The organism is Flagellimonas oceanensis, from assembly GCF_003992595.1.
GTDB lineage: Bacteria > Bacteroidota > Bacteroidia > Flavobacteriales > Flavobacteriaceae > Flagellimonas > Flagellimonas oceanensis.
Genome location: NZ_RZNA01000024.1, coordinates 100,847 through 124,724, shown reverse-complemented (window position 1 = coordinate 124,724; position 23,878 = coordinate 100,847). Strand labels below are relative to the sequence as shown.

Here is a 23,878-nt window from a genome sequence, read left to right as displayed (position 1 = left end):
TTTTAAATATGGGATAATTCACAAACATTCAGTAAATTATACAATGAATCCAAAAAAAGATAACATGAAAAAATTAACCCTTCCGATACGATTTGGTATAGTGACCAGTGCGGTACTGATCGCTTATTTTTTGATATTGGCTGTAATGGGTCAGCATACCAATGTTTTCTATAGTCTTTTTAATGGCGTGATCGCAGGTTTTGGTATTTACGAGACCATCAAGTACACTAAGTTGAGACAAGGTAAAAGCTTTAGCTACGGAAATGGGTTTACTGCAGGTATCACTACTGGTTTTGTGGCTACCTTGCTTTTTACCATCTTTTTTGCCTTTTATGCGACGGAATTGGACAGCACTTTTCTGGATAAACTCTCCACAGTTTGGTCCAACGACTACAAGAATTTCCAAGGAATCGTGTTTTTTACGGTGGCCATCATGGGGTTTGCCACAACCTTGGTTTTGACCCTCTCTTTTATGCAACTTTTTAAAACGAGCAACAACTCCAAAAAAATAATGGGTTAAATCATAGAGGAATACTTGTAGATTAAGGATTTAGCAGTATATTTGCACCCGCTAATTTTGATAAAGCGCAGTAATTTTAATCTAATTAACGCATTATGTACGCAATTGTAGAGATGGCAGGGCAGCAATTTAAAGTTGCAAAAGACCAAAAAGTGTACGTGCACCGTTTGCAAGAAGATGAAGGTAAAAAAGTTACTTTCGATAAAGTTCTTCTTTTGGAAGATGGTGGTAACGTAACCATTGGCGCCCCGGTCATAGAAGGTGCGGCTGTTGAAGCCAAAGTTGTAAAACACCTTAAAGGGGATAAGGTAATCGTCTTTAAAAAGAAAAGACGTAAAGGTTACCAGAAGAAAAACGGTCACAGACAATATTTGACTGAAATCGTTGTTGAAGGTATTGTGGCCAAAGGTGCCAAGAAAGCGGCTCCTGCAAAAGCTAAAGCTGAAGCAAAACCAGCTGCAGAACCTAAGGCAGAGAAAAAAGCAGAGGCTCCTAAAAAAGAAGCTCCAAAAGCAACTGAGGATTTGAGTTCCAAAACTGTTGCTGAATTGAAGGAAATGGCGAAAGCCAAGGAAATTACCGGTTACTCTTCCATGAAGAAAGCCGAATTGATTGAAGCGTTAAGCAAATAAGAAAAGAACTAAAATTTATATATCATGGCTCACAAGAAAGGTGTAGGTAGTTCAAAAAACGGTAGAGAATCAGAATCGAAACGCTTAGGTGTTAAGATATTTGGTGGTCAGTCAGCAATTGCTGGTAACATTATTGTAAGACAACGTGGTACCAAGCACAATGCCGGCGACAATGTATACGCAGGAAAAGACCATACCTTGCACGCCAAGGTAGATGGTATTGTTAAGTTTGAGAAAAAAGTAGGTGGTAAATCTTTTGTTTCCATCGAACCTTTCGAAGCTTAATAAATAACGATAATAGTATCAGAAGGCTCCGCATTGCGGGGCCTTTTTTGTTTGCAATCATTTTTAATGGTTTCATAACCTAATGATGATGTTGGAGTGAGAGTGAAGCACTTTCTTGAACCTTTGCTTTTTCCATATGCACACCATCGAAAGGTTTTTTGGATATGTACATCTTCTGTTGTTGACTTTCTTGGTTTCTACACAGACCCATAGTCAACAAACGAATCCATTTTCTGAGATAGGAAAGGCCAGCGAAGCCTATCATAGGCTTCAAAAGGAACTGGAAACTGCCAAGGAGCACCCGGAAAACCCTGAACAAATTGCCCTTGGATATCTTAACCTTGGGGAGTACTATCATGCTCTTGGACTTTATACAGAGGCCATAGCGCAATACAATTTTGCATTGGAACAGTTGGAGTCCAATTTACAGGACCCACTATATATCAAACTCAACAACAATATTGGTAAGGTCTATCTCTCCCTCAACAATTTTGAACTCGCAGAACAGCATTTTGAAGAAACCAGAATAGCTTCCGAAAAGCTCGGTGATGACAAAGGTTTGGCGGTTGCCTTGGGTCTTTTGGGGGCCAGTCACGAAAAACAAGGGGAATACGAAGATGCGCTTCAAGACCAAAGGCGAAGCCTTGAATTGTTTCAAAAATTGGGGGATGATCATGGTGTTGCCATTACCAATGAAAATATAGGAAGTATTTATGAGGACTTGGAGGAGTTTGGGCTAGCGTACGAATACTTTAAAAAAGCCTATGACCAGCTCCAAGGTTCACGAACTACGGAAGAAATCAATATGTTGAACAACATTGGCGATTCATTCCGAAAAAGGAGCGACTACCTACCTGCACTGGATTATACCACAAAAGCCTTGGAACTGGCCAAGGAGTTGAACGACCTCCATCAATTGGAAAGCGCACATAAAGATTTGTCCAAAACCTACGCCCTTATGGGCAATTATGAAGAAGCTCATGCCCACTTGTTATTAGCAGAAGAATACAACAGCGAAATGCTCAAGTCGCAAAATAGTGACCAATTGAATGTGCTGCAAACCATTTACGAAACCAACCAAAAGGAAGCGGAAATACAATTGCTGAAGGAGCAGAACAAAGTGAGTGTGGCTAATCAGAACCTTCTTTGGGTGGCATTGTTTGCCATAGCAGTCATTTTCATCATTCTGTATTCTTATTTGGGAAAGAAACGAAAGGCCAAGTTGAAGATTCAGGAATATAAGCAGCGGATGCTCAAAGCGGAGCTCGAAAAGAAAGAGATCGAAGAGAAAAATCTACAAAGGGAAATTCAACTTAAGGCATCGTCGCTTTCGCGCTATAGCCTCCACTTATCCCAGAAGAATAAGATTTTGCTGGATATGTCCAATACCCTTCGCAACATGGTATCCCGAAAGCACATGAATACTTCGGCCAAAATGAAGGAGTTGGTCAAGGAAATAGATGTTAACCTGAAACAGGAACAGGAATGGGATGAGTTCATGACTTTTTTCAAGGAAATCCACCCCGAATTCATAAAAAAGCTCTCCGTTCTATCTGAAAATTCACTCTCCCCAGCCGAGCTTCGTTTGGGAATGTTGTTACGGTTGAATCTTTCCTCCAAGGAAATCGCTTCCATTTTGCGGGTTACACCAGACAGTGTTCGAGTGGCTCGGTATCGTCTCAGGAAAAAATTGCCCATCGACCAAAAAGAGGAGTTGGTAAACTTTATGATTGAACTTTAGGCCCTTATTGCCCCATTTTTTTCGAAAATGTTATCCCAATGTAAAAAAACTGTAATTGTTGCTCTCTTGTTTCTGTCGATTTTCACTTTTGTTTTCTTTTTGTTTCCATTTAATTCAAATCATAACGGGTTGATATACATAGTTTTGGAAAGCATTCTAACGTAAACCAAAATGAAATTGATGAACCTAAAAAAACTAGTTTTTGTAACGCTGTTTCTGGTGCTCTCAACGGCAATGGGCCAAGCACAATCCGGAAATATTCAAGGGACAATTACCGATGAGAACGGTATCTATGTTCCCGGTGCCAACGTGTATATCGAGTCCTTGGTAAAAGGAGCCATTTCCAATTTTGATGGCAAATTCACTTTAGTGGGCATTCCCGAAGGAAGTTATACATTGAAGATAACCTACATGGGTTATTCCGATGTTGAGCAAGAAGTAAATGTAAGTGCAGGAGAAACCACTCCTGTGAGCATTGTGCTGGTATCCTCCAATATGGAGTTGGATGAAGTGCAGGTAAGTGCTTATGGTCTAAGTGGACAGTCCAAAGCCCTTAACACACAAAGAAACAATATGAACATCACCAATGTGGTCTCTACCGACCAAATAGGGAAATTTCCCGATGCCAACATTGGTGATGCCGTAAAACGTATCCCGGGAATTACAATGCAGGTGGACCAAGGTGAGGCTCGAAACATTATTGTACGTGGCCTTTCCCCACAATTGAACTCCGTGACCTTAAATGGTAGCCGGATTCCTTCTGCGGAATCCGACAACAGGAATGTTCAGATGGACCTTATCCCTTCGGATATGATCCAGACCATTGAAGTGAACAAGGCCGTGACCCCCGATATGGATGCAGACGCACTGGGTGGTTCCGTAAACTTAGTGACCAGAACAGCTCCCCAAGGTTTTCGTGTTTCCGCTACTGCAGGATCAGGTGTGAATTTCATTACCAATAAAAGAATAATTAACGGTTCCTTTTTGATAGGTGACCGTACCAATGATGGTAAATTCGGGTGGATGGTTTCCGCTACCATCAACGATAACGACTTTGGTTCCGACAATGTTGAAGCCGAGTGGGACAACGAATTCGAATACAATACCGGTGAAGAGGATGAAGAAGGCGAGCCTATTTTGGAAGAAACCGAAGTAAATCCGTATACCAACGTCAATGAGCAGCGTACCTATTTGGTACAACGGGTAAGAAGAAGTTTTTCTGCCAATTTGGATTACCAAATCAACCCTAACAACAACATCTACCTAAAAACCATGTACAACTGGAGGGATGACCGTGAGAACAGGTTCCGATTGGAGCAGGAAATTTTGGATGGAGAAGATATCGAAGTCGGGGATTTTACCTTGAATAACGGAACCTTGACCCGTTTCCCAGTGGAAGTCAAAAGACAGTCCAAAGGTGGTATTGCTGGCGGACGTAACAAAAATGCCCGTTTGGAGGACCAACGCATGCAGAACTACACCTTGGGAGGTAACCACTTGTTCGGTTCGTTAAAAGTGGATTGGATGGCTGCTTACGCTAAGGCATCTGAAGAGCGTTTGAACGAGCGCTATGCCGAGTATGAGACGGAATACATCATCAATAACGATAACAGCGACCCAAGATATCCTATAATGACGGCTGCTGATCCCAATGACTTCGACAATTTGAGTGGTTTTGAATTTGGAGAGATTACCAACGAAAATCAGTATACTGAAGAAGAAGATGTCAATTTCTTTGCAAACTTTGAGCTTCCTGCAGACTTTTTTGGAAATGGAGGGACACTGAAGTTTGGAGCACGGGGAAGATTTAAATCCAAATTGAGAAACAACGATTTCTTCGAATATGATTTGGAGGACCTCTATCCAACCTTGGCCGATGTTCCCGTGAAATCCTACACCGACCCCGACTTTTTGGCCGGAGAAAAATACCAAGCAGGTACATTTGCCAGCGAAGAGTGGTTGGGTGCATTGGATTTGAACGCTTCCAACGGAGATGCCGTGGAAGATGAATACCTTCCAGGAAATTTCGATATCAAAGAAGATGTTTGGGCAGGTTATGCCATGTTCAACCAGAAACTGACCGATAAATTGAGCGTATTGGCCGGTCTTCGTGTGGAAAACACCAAATTGGAAACAGAAGGTAACCGCGTTGTGTATATCGAAGAGGATGAAGACGCAGGAATTGAGGAGGGAATAGAGGTGCAAGCCGTTTCCGATGAGAACTCCTATACCAACGTATTGCCAGGGGTTCACTTTAAGTACGATTTGAACAACAGCACCGTGCTACGATTTGCATGGACCAATACCTTGGCACGCCCCAATTATGAGGATATGATCCCAAGAGCAGAGATTATTTACGAAGACAGCGAAGTGGTTATGGGCAACCCAGACTTGGACCCGACCACCTCCATGAACTTTGATCTCAATGCCGAACACTATTTTGAGAGCGTAGGGATTATATCAGGTGGTGTGTTCTACAAAGAGATCAACGACTTTATCTATACATTCATCACAGAGGCGCCAAACGATGCCTATGGTGCTGGGACGGCAGGTTATGATGTATTCCAACCGTTGAACGGGGATTCCGCTTCCATTTTTGGAGCTGAAGTTTCTTTCCAGAGACAATTGGATTTCTTGCCCGGTTTTGCCAGAAACTTTAGCATCTATTTGAACTATACCTATTTGTCATCAAGTGCGGATGGTATCCGAAATGAAGACGGGGATGAGCGTACCGATTTGGATTTGCCCAACACAGCTCCAAATATGTTCAATGGGTCCTTGGGCTATGCCGATAAACGGTTCAGCGCACGTTTGTCCGCCAACTTCTCAGATTCCTATATCGATGAAATTGGAGGCAATGCCTTTGAAGACAGATACTACGACACACAATTCTTCTTGGATTTCAACGCTAGCTATGCCATCAACAGTAACTTAAGGTTGTATGCTGATGTAAACAACATTACCAATCAACCCTTGCGTTATTTCCAAGGGGTGAAAGACAGAACACAACAAATGGAGTTCTACGACATCCGATTTACCTTCGGACTGAAGTACGACTTGTTTAAAAAGTAATTTCAGGTAGTATATTTTATATACGGTGTCATATCGAGTACCTTCCATGATGGGAGGTACTTGAGACTGACATTTCCTATCTTAACTATCAATATGAGAAAAATATATATTCCAATTGTAACGGTAATGGCTTTGGTATCCTGTAAACAAGGGAGTCAACTACCGGCCATAGCACCAGACGTTATCACAGAAAAAACACCTAACGATACCGATGATCCCGCTATTTGGATCAACCCGGATGATGCATCAAAAAGCATTGTTTTCGGAACGGACAAAGAAACCAACGGGGGTATTTATGCCTTTGACCTTGATGGGAAGATCATCGAAGAAAAATCCATCAAAAACATCCAAAGACCCAACAATGTGGATTTGGAATACGGATTTCAACTGAACGATTCCGTTGCCGTTGATGTAATTGCTTTCACGGAAAGGGAAAAGCAGCAGGTCAGACTGTTTTCCGTACCCGATATGAAACCTCTCGATGGAGGCGGTTTTCCGGTATTTGAAGATGAAACCGATGTAGAACAACGTTTGGCGATGGGAATCAGTTTGTATAAATCGCCGAAAGATTCATCCGTATATGCCATAGTAGGTAGAAAAATAGGGCCAAGCGGTTCCTATTTGTATCAATATAAATTTGAATCGGACAGCACGGGGGTTTCCGCTAATTTGGTGCGCAAATTCGGAAGCTTTACAGGCGGTAAGGAAATCGAGGCCATTGCCGTGGACAACGAAATGGGCTACGTATATTATTCCGACGAAGGCGAATGCGTGAAAAAATATTATGCAGAACCAAGCATGGGCGATGAGGAATTGGCCTGCTTTGGCGGAGAAAAGTTTTTGGAGGATATCGAGGGCATTGCCATTGCAAGATATCCCAATGGAGAAGGCTACATAATCGTATCCGATCAGCAACGTGGACAGTTCAATATTTTTTCCAGGAAGGACAATAGTTTCATAAAAGCCGTCAACCTATCCACGTTGGAAACCGATGGTTGTGATGTGGTTACCGTTCCATTGAACGATACATTTCCAAACGGCCTTTTCGCTGCAATGAACGACGAAAAGAACTTCTATTTTTACGATTTGGACAAATTGGGCCTAAAAGAGGACTAAATACTTTTAGGTAGGTCTTCAACTAGCTATATTTAAGGAAGTAACTGTACAAAATGCCCTATAAATATAGCATAGACCAAAAAGTATATTCATTTCCCGATCTAAAGTCGGTATTGGCCAAAGCCAGTCCTTTTAGAACGGGAGATGCCCTCGCGGGCTTGGCTGCCGAGAGTAATATGGAACGTATCGCAGCACAATATGCCCTCAGCGAAATCCCTCTCAAGGATTTTTTAAATGAATCCGTGATTCCTTACGAAAAGGACGAGGTTACCCGTTTGATTTTGGATACCCACGATGTGAACGCTTTCCAAGAGATTTCAGGTTTTACCGTCGGAGATTTGCGCAATTGGTTATTGACACACGAAGTGGATGCACAAAAACTACAATCCATTTCCCGAGGACTTACCCCAGAAATGGTGGCGGCAGTATCTAAATTGATGCGCAATCAGGATTTGATTTCGATAGCTCAAAAATGTGAGGTCATCACAAAGTTTCGAAATACCATTGGAAAAAGGGGACACCTTTCCGTTCGATTGCAACCCAATCATCCTACCGATAATTTACAGGGTATTGCGGCCAGTATCGTGGATGGCCTTTTGTATGGTAGTGGCGATGCGGTTATCGGAATAAACCCAGTAACCGATAGTGTGGATGTTGTAGGTAATCAACTCCAAATGATGGATGAAATTCGACAACGATTCGATATTCCCACTCAAATTTGTGTGCTCTGTCACTTGACAACCTCCCTGGAATTATTGGACAAAGCACCAATAGACCTCGTATTTCAATCCATTGGAGGTACGGAAAAGACCAATGCATCCTTTGGAATCAATATTTCCATGCTGCAAGAGGCTTACGAAGGAGCATTGGAACTGAATCGGGGCACGGTGGGTCAAAATGTAATGTATTTTGAGACAGGTCAAGGCTCTTCACTTTCGGCAGATGCCCATTGGAACGTAGATCAACAAACATGTGAGGCAAGAGCCTATGCTTTGGCGCGGCAGTTTAGTCCATTGTTGGTGAATTCCGTGGTTGGATTCATAGGTCCCGAATATTTGTATGATGGCAAGCAAATTACGCGTGCTGGTCTTGAAGATCATTTTTGTGGAAAATTGATGGGACTTCCCATGGGTATGGATGTATGCTACACCAACCATGCCGAGGCAGACCAAGATGATATGGACAACCTGCTGACCCTTTTGGGTGTTGCGGGATGTAATTTTATCATGGGTGTTCCAGGTTCGGATGATGTAATGCTGAACTATCAGTCCACCTCATTTCATGATGCCTTGTATGTGAGACAAGTATTGGACAAAAAACCTGCTCCAGAGTTTGAAGCGTGGTTGCAACAAACAGGGATTTTGGACGATATAGGTCAGCGTAGGACCATCGAAGCACCCCATAAATTATTAAAAGCTTTGCAATGAAACCAGGGAAGACCAATTCCATCCAACAGGATCCTTGGGAGGATTTAAAGAATTTTACCAACGCCCGAATAGCTTTGGGCAGCACAGGGAACAGTATTCCTTTGGACGAGGTTTTGCAATTCAGGTTTGCCCATGCCAAGGCCAAGGATGCGATTGTATCGGTCTTGGATAATGATAAGTTGAAAAGCGAAATACAAAATATGGGGTTTCCTGTTTGGGAGGTAAGTAGCAAGGTCAATGATAGGGACGAATACTTGAAACGTCCTGATTTAGGCAGAAAACTCAATGAATCGTCTCAAAAATCATTGCAAGAAGCTCAAGAAGCATATGATATTGTTGTGGTAATAGCTGATGGACTCTCGGCAAATGCCGTAAATACGAACATACTTCCCCTCTTAAAAGAAATAATACCCAAACTGGAGGGATATAAAATTGGTTTTGTGCTTGCTACCATGGCCCGTGTAGCTCTATGCGACCCCATAGGAACTGCATTAAACGCAAAATTTGTGGTTACCTGCATCGGCGAGCGTCCAGGACTTTCCTCCCCGGAAAGTATGGGAATTTACACCACCTACGCACCAAAGTTGGGATTGACGGATGAGCGGAGGAACTGTATTTCGAACATTCATAAAAATGGGCTGGACAGCAAACAAGCCACTTCACTCCTGTTTTACTTGATCGAACAATCGTTTGCCAAGCAAATCAGTGGGGTGGACATCAAAATAGATGTAAAGAAACTTTTATATTAAAAGTTCAGTTTTCGTTTTCTTGCTGTAATTGCCCAAGTGTCCACTTTTTTCCCATTTTCGATAACGGAAACTTCATCGTGCAGGTTAATGGTTGGGCAAATGTGATATGGAATGCCATAAAGTACATCCCCGACTTTATATTTTTCCCAATCATTTACTTTGATGACCCCGTGCTCTTCACTTTGTGAAAGCAGTTCGTAACCTTCAAGGTTCAAGAATTTTACTCGTTTGCCAATTGGGTTTTCGGCCGAAACGGATTTATGTCCAAGATCTACGGTTATGATGCCCTCAGTAGGTTTGGAAATAATCCGCGTGACCAAAAGAGCAGCATGCTTAAATCGCTGTTCCGTTAACTTTTCGCCATAACCCCAGTCCCAAAGCACACAGGTTCCCGGACTGGTAATTCTGTTGTCTTCCTTAAGATGTGAAGTAAAGGAAGGTGTCCCGCCACAAATCATCTGGGCATCAGGAAATTTCTCCTGTACCGCTTTAAAGTAGGTGGTCACTACCTCCAGACTTTTTTCGATTTTGGTGTTTCTTTCCGGAAAATCAGGGTCCCGCAAATGGCCGTCGTATACATGAAAGCCTTTAAAGTTTAATCCCTTACACGTATTTAAGAATGCCATAAGATCGTCCAGTCCATTTCCTATCTTAATACCGGAACGGTCCATTCCATTATTGATATCAATATAAATATTGATGGTCATCCCAGCTGCCAAAGCTTTTTGATTCAAAAGTTCGGCACTGTCATCGTTATCCAAAATGGTGGAAAACTGTGTGTTGGGAAAGTGCGTTACCAGATTGATAAAGCGGTCGATTTTTGGTCCCACGAGTTGATGGGCAATCAATACAGAGGCTGCACCCGCTTCCGCAGCAATCTCAGCTTCGGAAATGGTGGAAGATTTAAAGCTGGAAATCCCGGAAGCCAACAACTTTTCCATGACCTTGGGCATTTTATTGGTTTTGATGTGTGGCATCAACCGTTCCGTTTTTCCATCAACCAGTGAAATCATCTCATTGATATTATAGCTAAGGTGCTCCAAATACAGTGCGACCGATGGTGAATCGACGGTTTCGATATTTTGAATGGCATACAAATTATGTTCCATTTTTTGCTTTTTTATGAAGTAATAAAGATAGGAATCACAATCCACTGCATGGGTATCTTCAATAATCTTTTGTACCTTATTACCATTAACTATAAATCTTATATCATGAAAAAAGCAATTATTTCTTCATTACTTGCCTGCTCTATTTTGTTTACCAGCTGTTTAGGTTCTTTTAGTGCTTTTAATAGTTTGAAAGATTGGAACCAAGGACTTACCAATAGTAGATTTTTGGACAACCTTATTTTCTGGGGGTTGAACATTGTTCCCGTTTACGGATTGTTCTTTTTGGGAGATACCATTATTTTCAACGTAATCGAGTTTTGGTCTGGATCCAACCCAATCGCGATGAAAGATGGAGAGTCCGAGACGCAAATGGTGGAACATGATGGCAATACATTTGAGATGATCGCCACCAAGAACAGAATGCAGGTAACCGTTGTGGATGGGCCTAAAAAAGGCAAAAAAATCGATTTGGTGTACAAGCCAGATGAAAAGTCCTGGAACGCGGTACGCCCTAATGGAGAAATCATTAAACTATCTTCTTTTGAAGAAGGGTTCTATATTGTTTACATGCCCAATGGCGAGGAGGTGAAGATAGACCCTATGAGCACAAGAGAAGAAGGGTTGGCTTTGTTGGAAGAAAGCAAGACATGCTACTACGGCGAGACTTTATTGGCCGACTAATGCAACCCATAACAAATAAAAAACCCATGGTCAATACCATGGGTTTTTTGCTTTATAACTTTTCTGTTTTTAATATCTGTAGTACTCAGGCTTGAATGGTCCTTCAACCTGTACACCGATATAATCAGCTTGCTCTTGGTTCAGCTCCGTCAATTCGGCTCCTAAACGGGACAAGTGCAATTTGGCCACTTTTTCATCCAAATGCTTCGGAAGCATATATACTTCGTTGGCATATTTATCACTGTGCTTCCAAAGTTCGATCTGGGCCAAAGTCTGGTTGGTAAATGAGTTGCTCATTACAAAACTTGGATGCCCTGTGGCACAACCTAGGTTGACCAATCTTCCCTCTGCCAAAATCACTACGTCTTTGCCGTCAATGGTATATTTGTCCACTTGTGGCTTAATTTCATCCTTTGTATCGCCGTAGTTCCCGTTCAACCAAGCCATATCTATTTCATTGTCAAAATGTCCAATGTTACAAACAATGGCCTTGTCCTTTAATGCTCTAAAATGCTCCTCACGGATAATGTCCTTATTCCCTGTTGTGGTAATCACGATATCTGCATTGGGTACTACGGTTTCCAATTTCTTCACTTCAAAACCGTCCATACAGGCCTGTAATGCACAGATGGGATCAATTTCGGTAACGGTTACAATGGCACCTGCACCACGAAAAGAGGCTGCCGTACCTTTTCCTACATCCCCATAACCAGCAACAACCACACGTTTCCCCGCTAACATGGTATCCGTGGCCCTACGAATGGCATCCACGGCACTTTCGCGACACCCATACTTGTTGTCGAACTTGGACTTGGTCACGGAATCGTTCACATTGATGGCTGGCATCGGTAGCGTTCCTTTCTTCATTCTTTCGTACAAGCGGTGTACTCCTGTGGTGGTTTCTTCCGAAAGACCCTTTACACCTCCGGCCAATTCAGGATACTGGTCCAAAACCATATTGGTAAGATCTCCACCATCATCCAAGATCATGTTCAATGGCTGCCTGTCCTCTCCAAAAAACAAGGTTTGCTCAATACACCAATCAAATTCCTCTTCGGTCATCCCTTTCCATGCATAAACCGGAATACCAGCTGCTGCTATTGCTGCCGCAGCATGGTCCTGAGTGGAAAAAATATTGCAAGAACTCCAAGTTACTTCAGCGCCAAGGGCCACCAAGGTCTCGATCAATACTGCTGTCTGGATGGTCATGTGAAGACAACCGGCAATCCTTGCACCTTTCAAAGGCTGTTGGCTCCCATATTCTTCACGCAAGGCCATAAGCCCAGGCATTTCAGCTTCGGCAAGCTCAATTTCTTTCCTTCCCCAATCTGCAAGAGAGATATCCTTTACCTTATAAGGTACATATGGAATTGTCTTTGTGCTCATACTTTTTATAAATTTACTTTTGTAGCTTCGCTTAAATCGTGCGACAAAGATACGAATTCACTTAACTTTTGCTCATGCCCGTTTACAAAACAATAACAGTTTCCCCGACCACCAAAGTTTACATTTGGAAAGTGACCGAGCCCGAGGGCGAACTTTCTAAGGATGTGGAGCTTACGGACCACTGCCAGAAGCGTATGGACGGTATGAAATCCGAGGCGCACCGAAGGGCTTTTTTGAGCATTCGCCACCTCATGGCAGAGGCAGGTTACGTGGATCACGACTTGTACTATGATGATTTTGGGAAACCGCATCTAAAAGATGGAAATCACATATCCATTACCCATTCGCACAATTTCACAGGAATCATCATCAGCGAAACCGATGAGGTAGGTATTGATATTGAGATGCAACGGGATAAAATCCTGAGGATTGCCCATAAATTCACACCTATCAAAGAGTATAAAACCTTGGCCAATTCCGAGGCTTTGATGCGAAAATTGACCATAGTATGGGGAGCCAAGGAATCCCTTTATAAAATTTATGCACAACAGGGACTGAGTTTTCTACGGCACATCAACGTGATGGACTTTACTTTTGAGGATACCCGCACCGTTGCCGAGATACTTTACAAGGGCAAAAAGTCCCATTACGAAATTGAATTTTTGGAGTTTGAAGGATTTACCTGTGTATATGCCCTCAAAATGATGGGAGGTTGATGAATCCTTTTTGTAATTTTGCATGCTAAATCCACAATCTCCATGAAAATATCCGTTGAGCTTACATTATCTCCTCTTCAGGATGATTTTGAAGCACCGATTATTGCTTTTATTAAAAAACTACGTGATTCTGGCTTGACCGTTATGGAGAATCCATTGAGCACACAAGTTTTTGGAGACTATGACAAGGTAATGGAATTGCTCAATTCCGAAATCAAGGAAAGTTTTGAGAATTTGGACCATGTGGTGCTGACCATGAAAGTGGTAAAATCCGACCGAAGCGAGTATGAACCCCATTTTTGATTTCTTCCTCGGTCCGTACGAAGACCGGGAACTATCCCTGATTATTTTAGAAGCCACTGCTTTTTTCTTTGGAATTGCCAGTGTTGTCTACGCCAAAAAAGAAGATATTTTGGTGTATCCCACAGGTTTGGTGGCCACGGTGATAACCACTTATATTTTTCTTGTTGATCGCTTGTATGGCGATATGATGATGAATTTCTACTATTCGATCATGAGTATCTACGGATGGTGGAACTGGGCCAGACGTAAGGACAACAGGGAATTGGTGGTAAACATTACAAGAACGAATGCCCGGGAAAAATGGGTGGGTTTTGGTTTTTTTCTATTGACCATGTTGGTTACCTATGGTGTTTACAAAGCATTTGGAGCCGAAATAGGTCCAACCAATTATGTGGATATATTCACATCGGGCATTTTCTTCACGGGAATGTGGTATATGGCCAACAAAAAACTTGAAAACTGGACCCTTTGGATTTTGGGTGATGTAATAACCGTACCTTTGTATGCCTACAGGGGATGGGGAATGTTCTCGTTACAATACCTCATATTTACTGTTCTAGCGATACAGGGATATCTAGCATGGAAGAAAAACTTGGCCAAGAGCCCAACAACCTCATAAAAGTGGTCCTTTTTGGACCGGAATCCACGGGCAAGACCACATTGTCCAAACAACTGGCGGAGCATTACAATACCGAATGGGTGCCCGAATATGCCCGTGAATATCTCCAAGATAAATGGGACAAAGAGCAAAAAACCTGTGAACCATACGATTTGTTGCCCATTGCCTACGGACAAATGCGCTTGGAGAACGAATTGGCAAAAAAAGCGAACAAAGTACTTATCTGCGATACCGATTTATTGGAGACCAAAGTATACTCTGACGCCTACTACGACAGTACATGTGATCCGCTTATCGAAAAATATGCCCTTCAAAACACCTACGACCTATACTTCTTGACATATATTGATACCCCATGGGTAGCGGACGATCTTAGGGACAAACCTGACGAAAGAGAACGAATGTTTGCACATTTCAAGGAGGCATTGGAGAAAAGTAACAGGAAATTCATTAAATTAAGGGGGGATAAAGCATCAAGGCTATCCAAAGCAGTAGAACACATAGATAAACTTCTCCAAAAACATGATTGAATTAAGTCCTAAAGACTTGGAACAACTGGATTCCAAAGGAATTTCAAAAGAAAAAGTAGCAAACCAAATACAAACATTTAAAGAAGGTATCCCTTTCGTACAGCTATCGCAGGCCGCTGTGGTGGGCAATGGTATACTTCGGTTCTCGGAAAAGGAGCAATTGGATTTGCTTCAATATTTTGAGGACAACAGAAAGGAATTGGAACTATTAAAGTTTGTGCCCGCCTCAGGGGCGGCATCACGAATGTTCAAGGCAATGTTCAATTTTCTGGACAGCTATGATCCCTCAAAAGAAAAACTATCCGACTATATAGAACGCACAGGAGATACCGATGCAAAAAAGTTTACTGAGCATCTTTCCGACTTTCCTTTTTATGAATTGATTATGTCCAGAATCGGGGATAAAGCGTCCAACAAGGACGAAGAAGCCTATCTTTTTGTAAAGGAAATGTTGTCAGAAGAAGGGTTGAACTATGGGTTTTATCCCAAAGGACTTTTGCCTTTCCATAAATATGAAAAAAGCACAGCAACCCCATTTGAAGAGCATTTAAAGGAAGCAGCGCTCTATGCCAAAACCAAGGGCAAAGCCAATCTTCATTTTACCGTATCGGAACAGCACGATGAGATGTTTGTCAAGGAAGAGGCAATGGTAGGTCCAAAGGTTTCTAAGAAAACGGATACCAATTTCGATGTGTCTTATTCCAATCAAAAACCATCCACGGATACCATTGCGGTGGATATGGAGAACCAACCCTTCAAAAACAGCGACGGTTCCATTTTGTTCCGTCCCGGAGGTCATGGAGCCCTTATTGAAAACCTGAACGATCAGGATGCCGATATCATATTCATCAAGAACATAGATAATGTGGTGATCGATAAAAACTTGGAGACCGTGTCCAACAGCAAAAAAATGTTGGCGGGTGTCCTTAAAAAAGTCCAGGACAAAGCATTTGCCTATGCCAAACTTTTGGAAGGTGATGTGTCCATAGAAAAGGCTGATGAAATAAAATCATTCTTGGAAAAGGACCTCAATGTTCGCATGCCCAACAATTACGATGATTTAAGTGTAGGTGAACAAAAAGCTTTGATTAAGGACAGAATCAACCGTCCCATTCGTATTTGTGGTATGGTAAAGAATGAAGGAGAGCCCGGAGGAGGTCCATTTTGGGTCAAGGATTCGGAAGGAAACATTTCGCTTCAGATCATAGAGTCCGCCCAGATTGATATGGACAATAATGACCAAGCTGCAATTTTACAGAATGCTACGCATTTTAACCCGGTGGATTTGGTATGTGGGGTCCGAAACCACAAAGGAGGAAAATTCAACCTATTGGATTACGTAGATCCAAAGCAAGGGTTCATCACGGGAAAAACCAAGGAAGGAAAGGAGCTGAAAGCTTTGGAGTTGCCAGGTCTTTGGAACGGTGCCATGGCTTTTTGGAACACCATTTTTGTGGAAGTTCCATTGGTGACCTTTAACCCAGTAAAAATGGTTAACGACCTTTTAAAGCCTACGCATCAGGTGTAAATATTTAAAAAACAACGGATTAAGGCCACTGCAAAAAAAGTAGTGGCTTTTTTTGTGCCATGATGTGACCTCCTTCAAAAAAGAGTGTCTAAAAAAGTATAGTCGAAACTGTTATTCGATGACATGATTAAATTATGATAATCCTTGCGGGTTGTCGCAACTAGGTTGGTTGATTTGGCGAGAAGGCCGTGCACTCTGTACGGCTTTCTTTTCATAGGATTCGGAAACAGTGGCAACAACGTAAAAATGATATACAAAATAGTCCTTTTCTTAAATCTGATATCATTAGCTATGGCTTTGTACATATTGATATCGTACTTAAGAAGGAGAAATAAAGATAGGGACATGCAAGAATAGGATGATGCTATCTAAACACTATCCATGTATTATCCATTTCTGCCAATCTGTACCATGGTCTTTTTTCCTTGTGACCATTAATTGGCAAATATGAAAGGCTGCTTCGGCAGCCTTTCTTGTATAAAATTTACACACACTGTTTATAGGATTACACACTTTTACACAATCATTGAAAACGGCATAAAAAGTTAATCAATTGATAATTAGTTACTTGCGTGTATTTAAGCTAAAAAGAATGAAGTGGCATTATGTTTTCAGTTAGATAAGCAAGTTTAACAATTAAAATCATATACCATGAAAAATTTAGCTTTAGCAACAGTACTATCATTTGTAGGAATAACAGCATTTGCCAATGTGGAAACTCCAAAATTGGAAGCAAACAACGCCATTGAGATCGTAGTTGGGGATTTCGAGGAAATCAATGTATCCGATCTTCCTTCCGCGGTGACTACAGCAGTAGAAGAAAACTATCCTACGGCTAAAATCGCAAAGGCTTACAAAAATGATAAAGACCAATATAAATTGGATCTTACCCTTGAAGACGGCACTACGGGAACTGTATATGCCGATGCAGAGGGAAACTGGATTGACATGTAATTAGGTTTATCGCCCCACGATAGTTAGTTTGGTTGAAAAGGGCTGCATTTTGCAGCCCTTTTTTTGTGATAATTTTATCAAAAACATATAATCTCCAGAGAGGTATGGGCCGTATATTAGATAACTGAGATATGCCCAAAATCCTAATCATTGAAGACGATACAGCCTTCTGTCAAATGCTTCAAAAGTTTTTGACCAAGAACGGTTTTGTCGTATCCATCAGCTATTCCATTAAGGAGGCCGAAGAGCTTCTCGCCAAATCCACTTTCGATATAATTTTGTCAGATGTAAGGTTGCCCAAAGGAAACGGTGTGACATTGCTTCCTCAAGTGAAACGTGACTCTCCTGCGACACAAGTGATTTTAATGACGGGCTATGCCGAGGTGAAAACCGCGGTAAATGCAATTAAAAAAGGAGCTTTTGACTATATTTCAAAGCCTTTTACCCCTGAGGAAATACTCTCTGTAATCAAGGATGCACTGAATACCAAGGTAGCAGAACCAAAAGTTTCCGGTCAAGCTCCAAAATCCAATCCTAGAGAAGAAGCGCAGACCAATTTTCTAAAAGGACAGGGAGAAAAATCCAAAAAACTCCACCAATATGTGGAATTGGTAGCCCCTACCAATATGTCCGTTTTGCTTACAGGCGAAAGTGGCACAGGAAAGGAAGTGACCGCCAATGCCATTCATAAGGCGAGTAAAAGAAGTGATCGTCCATTTGTTGCAGTGGATTGTGGCGCCATACCCAAGGAAATTGCCACCAGCGAGTTCTTTGGACATGTAAAGGGCAGTTTTACGGGAGCGATAGACGATAAAAAGGGCCATTTTGAAGCAGCCAATGGAGGAACACTCTTTTTGGATGAGGTGGGCAACCTCTCCTATGAACACCAAGTGCAATTGCTCAGAGCCATTCAAGAACGTAAAATAAAACGTGTGGGCAGCACAAAGGAAATTGAACTGGACATTCGGATTATAGCCGCTACCAACGAAAATCTTTCAGCTGCTGCCGAAGAAGGCGAGTTCAGGGAAGATCTGTACCACCGTCTGAATGAGTTTTCCATTGAAGTACCTTCTTTAAGGGATAGACGGGACGACATTTTGTTGTTTGCCGATTACTTTTTGGCCAGGGCAAATTCAGAATTGGACAAGAACATATTGGAATTTTCGGATGAGACCAAAAGGATACTCCAAGATTACGATTGGCCTGGAAATTTGAGGGAAATGAAGAACGTGATCAAAAGAGCCGTTCTTTTTTCTGAAACCGAAACCATGTTTCCAAACGCTTTGGCCGATGAAGTGGTAGAAGGAGCGAATAAAGATGAAGAAGCCATTTTTTCTAAATCGGATTATGAGAAGGAGCGGATTATGAGTGCCTTGAAGCAGACCAATTTCAACAAAAGTAAAGCGGCAAAATTACTTCAGATCACGCGAAAGACACTTTACAACAAAATCAATCAATATCAACTGAATGTTTAGCCAAATACTGTTGGATGTCGCTTTCCATTTTGTCCACAACTTCCTTTAGTTCTGAAAGAATATGGAACGCTTTTTCTCCTTTTGAATCATCTGAAATGTTTTCCAAAATCTCTAATAAGGGTATGGCATGTTGTACTTCCAATTGCCGAAACATAGGCAACATTTTATGCGATGTTGCGCGGATATCGTTATAGTCCTTGTTGCCAACGGCCGAAAACATGAGTCCAAGACTTTTGCTCGTATTCTCCAGAAACACTTTCAAAACTTCCTGAATGGCATCTTGGTCATCCAAAAAAGGTGAAATATTACTGAGGGTAAACACGGAAGAATCCGAAGTAGGTAAACCCTTGGAAAAGGTTTTCTTTTCTGTCTGTTTTAAGGTTTTTAAGAGTGAATTCGCCGTAAATGGTTTCTGTAGAACTTCGGAAAAACCGGAGTCCAAGTATTCACTTTTATTGCCGATTTGTTGTCCCGTCATGGCAATTATGGGTTTCTGGTATCCCATGTTTTGAATGGCTTTTAGGACGGAGAATCCATCAGCAACGGGCATTTGAATATCCGTAAGAACGACATCGAATTGTTGGGTTTTTGAAAGATCAAAATCAGCAAGACCTGTAAAAGTCGTTGTTTTGATATTGTTGACTTTGCAAAGTTCCGAAATAAGGCCAAGCATGTTCTCATCATCATCAAAAACCAAAACGTGTAGTTCCTCTAGTTCGTGAGCAATTTCTTTGGAGTCATTTTCATCCATTTCCATCTTTGAAAATTCTATGGGAACCTGAACAGTGAAAGTGCTGCCCACCCCAACCTGACTCTTCAAGCTCAATGAGCCGCCCAACAATTCCGTCAGCTTTCTGGAAATGGTAAGGCCAAGCCCATAACCGATTTGCTTTTTGTTGGAAGTCACCTCTGCTTGTGTAAATTCCTGGAAGATGGCTTCCTGTTTTTCAACCGGTATTCCTGCACCGGTATCCTCTATATCGATCCTTGCCCATGTGCCTTTTCCTTTTTCCATCACTTTTGCTGAAACCTTCACATGGCCGGAATCTGTGAACTTAAATGCATTCCCAATGATGTTGGTAAGTATTTGCCGTATTCTAAAGGGGTCGTTTTTGATAGGTGTTTTCAATTCCTCCGCTATTTCCAATTGTAGTACAACCCCTTTTTTCGATGGTATTTCTTCGAAATCAACAGCAACTTCCTCTATTGATTGATGCAGGGAGAACGGTACGTTGTCCAGTTTGATTTTTCCTGCTTCCAGTTTTGAATAATCCAAGAGATCATTGACCAAACTATCCACATAGGCCGAAGAGGACTTGATTTTTTTCAGATAGTTCAATTGTTTGCTGTTCAAACCACTTTGTTCAATCAAGTCCGAATACCCGCTAATGGTATTTAGGGGTGTTCTTAGGTCGTGACTTACGGTTGAAATGAGCTGTTCCCTAATTTTTAAAAGTGATTCAGCATACTTTTTAGCACTTTCAAGTTGTTCCCGGTATAGCTGTACTCTCCAATAATCCTTGGATATCATCAGGGTGAACACGATCACAACGATAAGTCCTAAGATAATTGTTCCCACGGCCAATCCTGAACTTTTTTTAAGGGCTCGTTCTTGCTGAAGGCTATCCAAGTAGGCATTTTGGGCCATTTCCTGTTCAAAGTCAGATAAAATCCCCCGCATTTTTTGCGACAGTTCAAGGTCGGTCCTGTAAATCTGTAGCTCTTTTCGAAGTACAGTACGTTCCGTGGTGGCGGTCTCGGTTTTGGCCTTTTCCAAGATGGACTTGGAGATCGCTAAAATGGAATCGATATTGTTGGCATCCGTATTTCCATTCGAATTCGGGATGTTCTTATTGAGCAATGCCACATATGCTTTGATGGATTCCTGTGCCTCCGGAGACAATTGATGAAAATTGGGAGCAAACGTTTCAGGGGTAATTCGTCCCATGTCCACTTCCATTTCATGAAAAGTATCCAAAACCGAATCCAATGAAGCACTTTTTTCATTCTGCACCTTCAGTTTGCGTAGTTCGGCATTATTGAACACCTTTTGTTTTAACAACTCTTGCACACTGTCCAATTTACCATTGTTGGTTTGGGCAAGTGGTTTCAATGAGTCGATGAAGCTGTTAATGGAGTCCACTTTTCTCGAATAGGATTTCAAATCCTGGGGCTTTTTGGTTTGCAAGGCCAATTTTGAAAGGTTTTCAGCATCATACAGCTGCGTGAGCAATTTATTGGTTTTCAGTAATTTTTGATTGCTATTCCCCTGGTTTTTTGCAGAAGCATAGCTTTTGAACTCATCATAGATGAAAAATGCAGCAAGAATGGCAAGAACACCGAGAACCGCATAGCTCAGTATGATTTTAAGGGTAAACCTATTTTTTGATTTAGGGTCCATACCCTTATATACGCAGGCGGTTGGGGGGCATGGTTGTTATCAAAAGTTAAATTTCCCAATGGTATTTTATGAAAATCAATAATCGCAGCTTACATTTGCGGCATCTCAAAGGGGTGCTTTTTACCAAAAAGGCTGAGATTATACCCAAAGAACCTGGGCGGGTAATGCTGCCAAGGGAATGCGCAAGCCGCATCTTGGAATTTCTATGTTTCTTTAGAAACAAAAATCAATTACTAACAAAGAATAATGACCCCTTTTATTCGTAACATTTTTACGAATGAAACTCTATTCAATTATTCAAAAAAGAGCCGCTTCTGGCTCATTGCGACCGACGCAAAACAACCATCGGAATTACATTAAAAGGGTATGTGCCGCAACAGCTATTTTTAGTTTGGCATTGACCGCAAGTGCCCAAGAAGAACCCATCGATAGTCTTGAAGGCGAAAAAGTGGTGTTGGATGAGGTTCTGGTGCAAGCCGTTAGGGTAACCAAGGACTTTCCCATTACTTTTTCCGATTTGGACAAAGTGGAACTGGCTCCGCGTAACTTGGGGCAGGACGTACCCATTTTGATGAATTTTATGCCAGCTGTGGTCACTACCTCAGATGCTGGTGCAGGTGTGGGCTATACAAGCATTCGAGTTCGTGGTAGCGATGCCACACGGGTAAATGTGACCATCAACGGTGTTCCTTACAATGATGCCGAATCACAAGGGACTTTTTGGGTGAACATGCCCGATTTTGCTTCCTCCACACAAAGCCTGCAATTGCAGCGTGGTGTGGGTACTTCCACCAATGGGGCGGGAGCCTTCGGGGCAAGTTTGAACATGCTCACTGATGCCTTCTCAGAAGAAGCTTATGCTCGAATCTCAACTTCCGTGGGCAGCTTCAACACCTTGCGGAACAATGTAAAGTTCAGTACAGGATTGATGAACGACCACTTTGAATTTTCTGGACGACTGTCACGCGTTACCTCAGATGGTTATGTGGACAGGGCAGCTTCGGAATTGGACGGTTATTTCCTTCAAGGTGTGTATAATGATGACAATACCTTGATTAAAGCTTTGCTTTTTGGCGGACACGAGGTTACCTACCAAGCATGGAACGGAATTACAGCAGATCAGTTGGAAAACAATCGTACCTACAATTCAGCAGGGGAGTATACCGATGATAATGGTGTAACCCAATACCATGATAATGAGGTCGACGATTACAAGCAAGACCACTTTCAATTGCACTGGTATGAAACCTGGAATTCCGCTTGGAACACCCATTTGGCTGTACACTATACACGCGGTCGAGGTTACTTTGAGCAATATAGGGACGATGACGATTTTGCAACCTATGGCCTGGAGCCCATTACAGTAAATGGCAATTTGGTGGAAACCACGGATTTGATTCGTCGTCGGTGGTTGGACAATGATTTTTATGGAACCATCTTTTCCGCAACTTACAACAATGAAAACTTGGAACTGATCATGGGAGGTGGTTACAATGAGTACAAAGGGGACCACTTTGGCGAAATCATTTGGGCCGAGTATGCCAGCGATAGCGAATATGGGGACAGGTATTATGATGACACTTCCACCAAAACGGATTTTAACGTGTATACCAAGGCCAATTATAAGTTGACGGACCAATGGTCATTGTTCGGAGACCTACAGTACCGTGGAGTGACATACGAAGCCAACGGGGATGATACAGGTCTGGTAGATGACTCCTTCAACTTTTTTAACCCAAAAGCCGGAGTCACATTTGACTTGAATCGCAACAATAATTTCTATTTCTCGTATGCCAGGGCCAACCGTGAACCTAACCGCAATGATTACGAAAGTGGAAGCCCAAAACCAGAAAAACTCAATGATTTTGAACTGGGATGGCGATATGTTTCCCCAAGCTTTCAGTTGAACACCAATGTCTATTACATGCGCTATAAAGATCAGTTGGTCTTGACAGGGGAATTGAACGATGTGGGTGCTCCGCTTCGATCCAATGTGGGGGACAGTTACCGATTGGGCCTCGAAATCGAAGCCAATGTCGATATTTCGAATTCGTTCCGATGGAGACCGAACATCGCCTTGAGTGATAACAAAAACCTTGATTTCTATTTTGAAAGGGATGGGGTCCTTCAGGATTTAGGGAACACGAATATAGCCTATTCACCAAAATTGATTGCGGGCAATATCATTTCCTATATGCCCAATGCTAATTTTCAAGTGTCGTTGCTGTCCAAATTTGTAGGGAAACAATATATGGGCAACATTGATTCCGAGACTTCGGTTTTGGATAGTTACACGCAGACGGATTTCAATGTGCAGTACACCATCAATATGAACTCTTTTATAAAGAGTATTGAATTATCCGGGTTGGTGAACAACATTTTTGATGCGGACATTGTCTCCAACGGATATTTCTATACATTTGATGATGATTACTCCAATCCAGGAACTATCACGACCATCGAAGGTGCCGGTTACTATCCGCAAGCAGGGATTAACTTTCTTGTGGGAGCGACAGTCAATTTTTAATCAATTCGAGCAAATATTGAAGAGATTTATGTCGAGAACGGTGCTTTAGCTTAATTTTCAACGGGATTCTGTAATTTGAACATAAATACAGAATCCCGTTTCTA

20 protein-coding genes are annotated in these 23,878 nt (G+C 42.0%); 17 read left to right on the top strand and 3 right to left on the bottom strand.

All coding sequences use genetic code 11. From position 1 onward, the window contains the following. The first annotated feature begins 64 nt into the window (after positions 1–64). The 8 genes from EO132_RS07535 to eutC all read left to right on the top strand — a co-directional run bounded on the left by EO132_RS07535 (position 65) and on the right by eutC (position 9,542). Positions 65–520, top strand: coding sequence for a DUF4199 domain-containing protein (locus EO132_RS07535; RefSeq protein ID WP_127137300.1), 456 nt, complete (start codon positions 65–67; stop codon positions 518–520). A gap of 95 nt (positions 521–615) precedes the next feature. Next, positions 616–1,152 (top strand): 50S ribosomal protein L21, encoded by a 537-nt coding sequence (gene rplU, locus EO132_RS07530; protein WP_127137299.1) that lies wholly within the window; start codon positions 616–618, stop codon positions 1,150–1,152. Between the two features lie 24 nt (positions 1,153–1,176). Continuing rightward, positions 1,177–1,437, top strand: coding sequence for a 50S ribosomal protein L27 (rpmA, locus tag EO132_RS07525; protein WP_127137298.1), 261 nt, complete (start codon positions 1,177–1,179; stop codon positions 1,435–1,437). 136 nt (positions 1,438–1,573) lie between these two features. Further along, positions 1,574–3,178: a tetratricopeptide repeat protein gene (locus EO132_RS07520; RefSeq protein WP_127137297.1), complete on the top strand. Its 1,605-nt coding sequence runs from the start codon at positions 1,574–1,576 to the stop codon at positions 3,176–3,178. Between the two features lie 171 nt (positions 3,179–3,349). Further along, on the top strand, positions 3,350–6,250 hold the full coding sequence (locus EO132_RS07515) for a TonB-dependent receptor (protein ID WP_127137296.1): 2,901 nt from the start codon (positions 3,350–3,352) through the stop codon (positions 6,248–6,250). Between the two features lie 93 nt (positions 6,251–6,343). Then, positions 6,344–7,366, top strand: a complete 1,023-nt coding sequence (locus tag EO132_RS07510; RefSeq protein WP_127137295.1) for a phytase — start codon at positions 6,344–6,346, stop codon at positions 7,364–7,366. A gap of 53 nt (positions 7,367–7,419) precedes the next feature. After that, on the top strand, positions 7,420–8,793 hold the full coding sequence (locus tag EO132_RS07505) for an ethanolamine ammonia-lyase subunit EutB (protein ID WP_127137294.1): 1,374 nt from the start codon (positions 7,420–7,422) through the stop codon (positions 8,791–8,793). Continuing rightward, on the top strand, positions 8,790–9,542 hold the full coding sequence (gene eutC / locus EO132_RS07500) for an ethanolamine ammonia-lyase subunit EutC (protein WP_127137293.1): 753 nt from the start codon (positions 8,790–8,792) through the stop codon (positions 9,540–9,542). The genes EO132_RS07505 and eutC overlap by 4 nt, the downstream gene beginning before the upstream one ends. Here the strand turns inward: eutC and EO132_RS07495 are convergent. Then, complete coding sequence (locus tag EO132_RS07495) at positions 9,539–10,651, bottom strand: D-TA family PLP-dependent enzyme (protein WP_127137292.1); 1,113 nt, start codon at positions 10,649–10,651, stop codon at positions 9,539–9,541. The two genes, eutC and EO132_RS07495, sit on opposite strands and share 4 nt — an antisense overlap. Positions 10,652–10,756: 105 nt before the next feature. Here EO132_RS07495 and EO132_RS07490 point away from each other — a divergent pair, with 105 nt between their 5' ends. Next, positions 10,757–11,335, top strand: coding sequence for a DUF3332 domain-containing protein (locus tag EO132_RS07490; protein ID WP_127137291.1), 579 nt, complete (start codon positions 10,757–10,759; stop codon positions 11,333–11,335). Between the two features lie 69 nt (positions 11,336–11,404). On the opposite strand, the gene ahcY is transcribed toward EO132_RS07490, so the two are convergent. Beyond that, positions 11,405–12,721: an adenosylhomocysteinase gene (gene ahcY / locus EO132_RS07485; protein ID WP_127137290.1), complete on the bottom strand. Its 1,317-nt coding sequence runs from the start codon at positions 12,719–12,721 to the stop codon at positions 11,405–11,407. 74 nt (positions 12,722–12,795) lie between these two features. Between ahcY and EO132_RS07480 the strand changes: the two genes are divergently transcribed. From EO132_RS07480 to EO132_RS07450, 7 genes are all read left to right on the top strand, one after another. Continuing rightward, on the top strand, positions 12,796–13,437 hold the full coding sequence (locus tag EO132_RS07480; protein ID WP_127137289.1) for a 4'-phosphopantetheinyl transferase family protein: 642 nt from the start codon (positions 12,796–12,798) through the stop codon (positions 13,435–13,437). Between the two features lie 42 nt (positions 13,438–13,479). Next, complete coding sequence (locus tag EO132_RS07475) at positions 13,480–13,740, top strand: YkoF family thiamine/hydroxymethylpyrimidine-binding protein (protein ID WP_127137288.1); 261 nt, start codon at positions 13,480–13,482, stop codon at positions 13,738–13,740. Further along, the gene (gene pnuC, locus EO132_RS07470) at positions 13,724–14,359 is read left to right on the top strand and encodes a nicotinamide riboside transporter PnuC (protein WP_127137287.1); all 636 of its coding nucleotides are present in this window, start codon (positions 13,724–13,726) and stop codon (positions 14,357–14,359) included. Before EO132_RS07475 ends, pnuC begins: the two co-directional genes overlap by 17 nt. After that, positions 14,320–14,889 carry an AAA family ATPase gene (locus EO132_RS07465; RefSeq protein ID WP_127137286.1) on the top strand — a complete coding sequence of 190 codons (570 nt, stop codon included), beginning with the start codon at positions 14,320–14,322 and terminating at the stop codon, positions 14,887–14,889. The genes pnuC and EO132_RS07465 overlap by 40 nt, the downstream gene beginning before the upstream one ends. Then, the gene (locus tag EO132_RS07460) at positions 14,882–16,417 is read left to right on the top strand and encodes a DUF4301 family protein (RefSeq protein WP_127137285.1); all 1,536 of its coding nucleotides are present in this window, start codon (positions 14,882–14,884) and stop codon (positions 16,415–16,417) included. The genes EO132_RS07465 and EO132_RS07460 overlap by 8 nt, the downstream gene beginning before the upstream one ends. A 651-nt stretch (positions 16,418–17,068) precedes the next feature. Beyond that, positions 17,069–17,371 carry a hypothetical protein gene (locus EO132_RS07455; RefSeq protein WP_127137284.1) on the top strand — a complete coding sequence of 101 codons (303 nt, stop codon included), beginning with the start codon at positions 17,069–17,071 and terminating at the stop codon, positions 17,369–17,371. Positions 17,372–17,502: 131 nt separating this feature from the next. Next, positions 17,503–18,846, top strand: coding sequence for a sigma-54-dependent transcriptional regulator (locus tag EO132_RS07450; RefSeq protein WP_127137283.1), 1,344 nt, complete (start codon positions 17,503–17,505; stop codon positions 18,844–18,846). On the opposite strand, the gene EO132_RS07445 is transcribed toward EO132_RS07450, so the two are convergent. Further along, complete coding sequence (locus tag EO132_RS07445) at positions 18,821–21,247, bottom strand: hybrid sensor histidine kinase/response regulator (protein WP_127137282.1); 2,427 nt, start codon at positions 21,245–21,247, stop codon at positions 18,821–18,823. The genes EO132_RS07450 and EO132_RS07445 overlap by 26 nt on opposite strands. A gap of 277 nt (positions 21,248–21,524) precedes the next feature. On the opposite strand from EO132_RS07445, the gene EO132_RS07440 reads away from it, so the two are divergent. Then, complete coding sequence (locus EO132_RS07440; protein WP_127137281.1) at positions 21,525–23,774, top strand: TonB-dependent receptor; 2,250 nt, start codon at positions 21,525–21,527, stop codon at positions 23,772–23,774. The last annotated feature ends 104 nt before the right edge of the window (positions 23,775–23,878 follow it).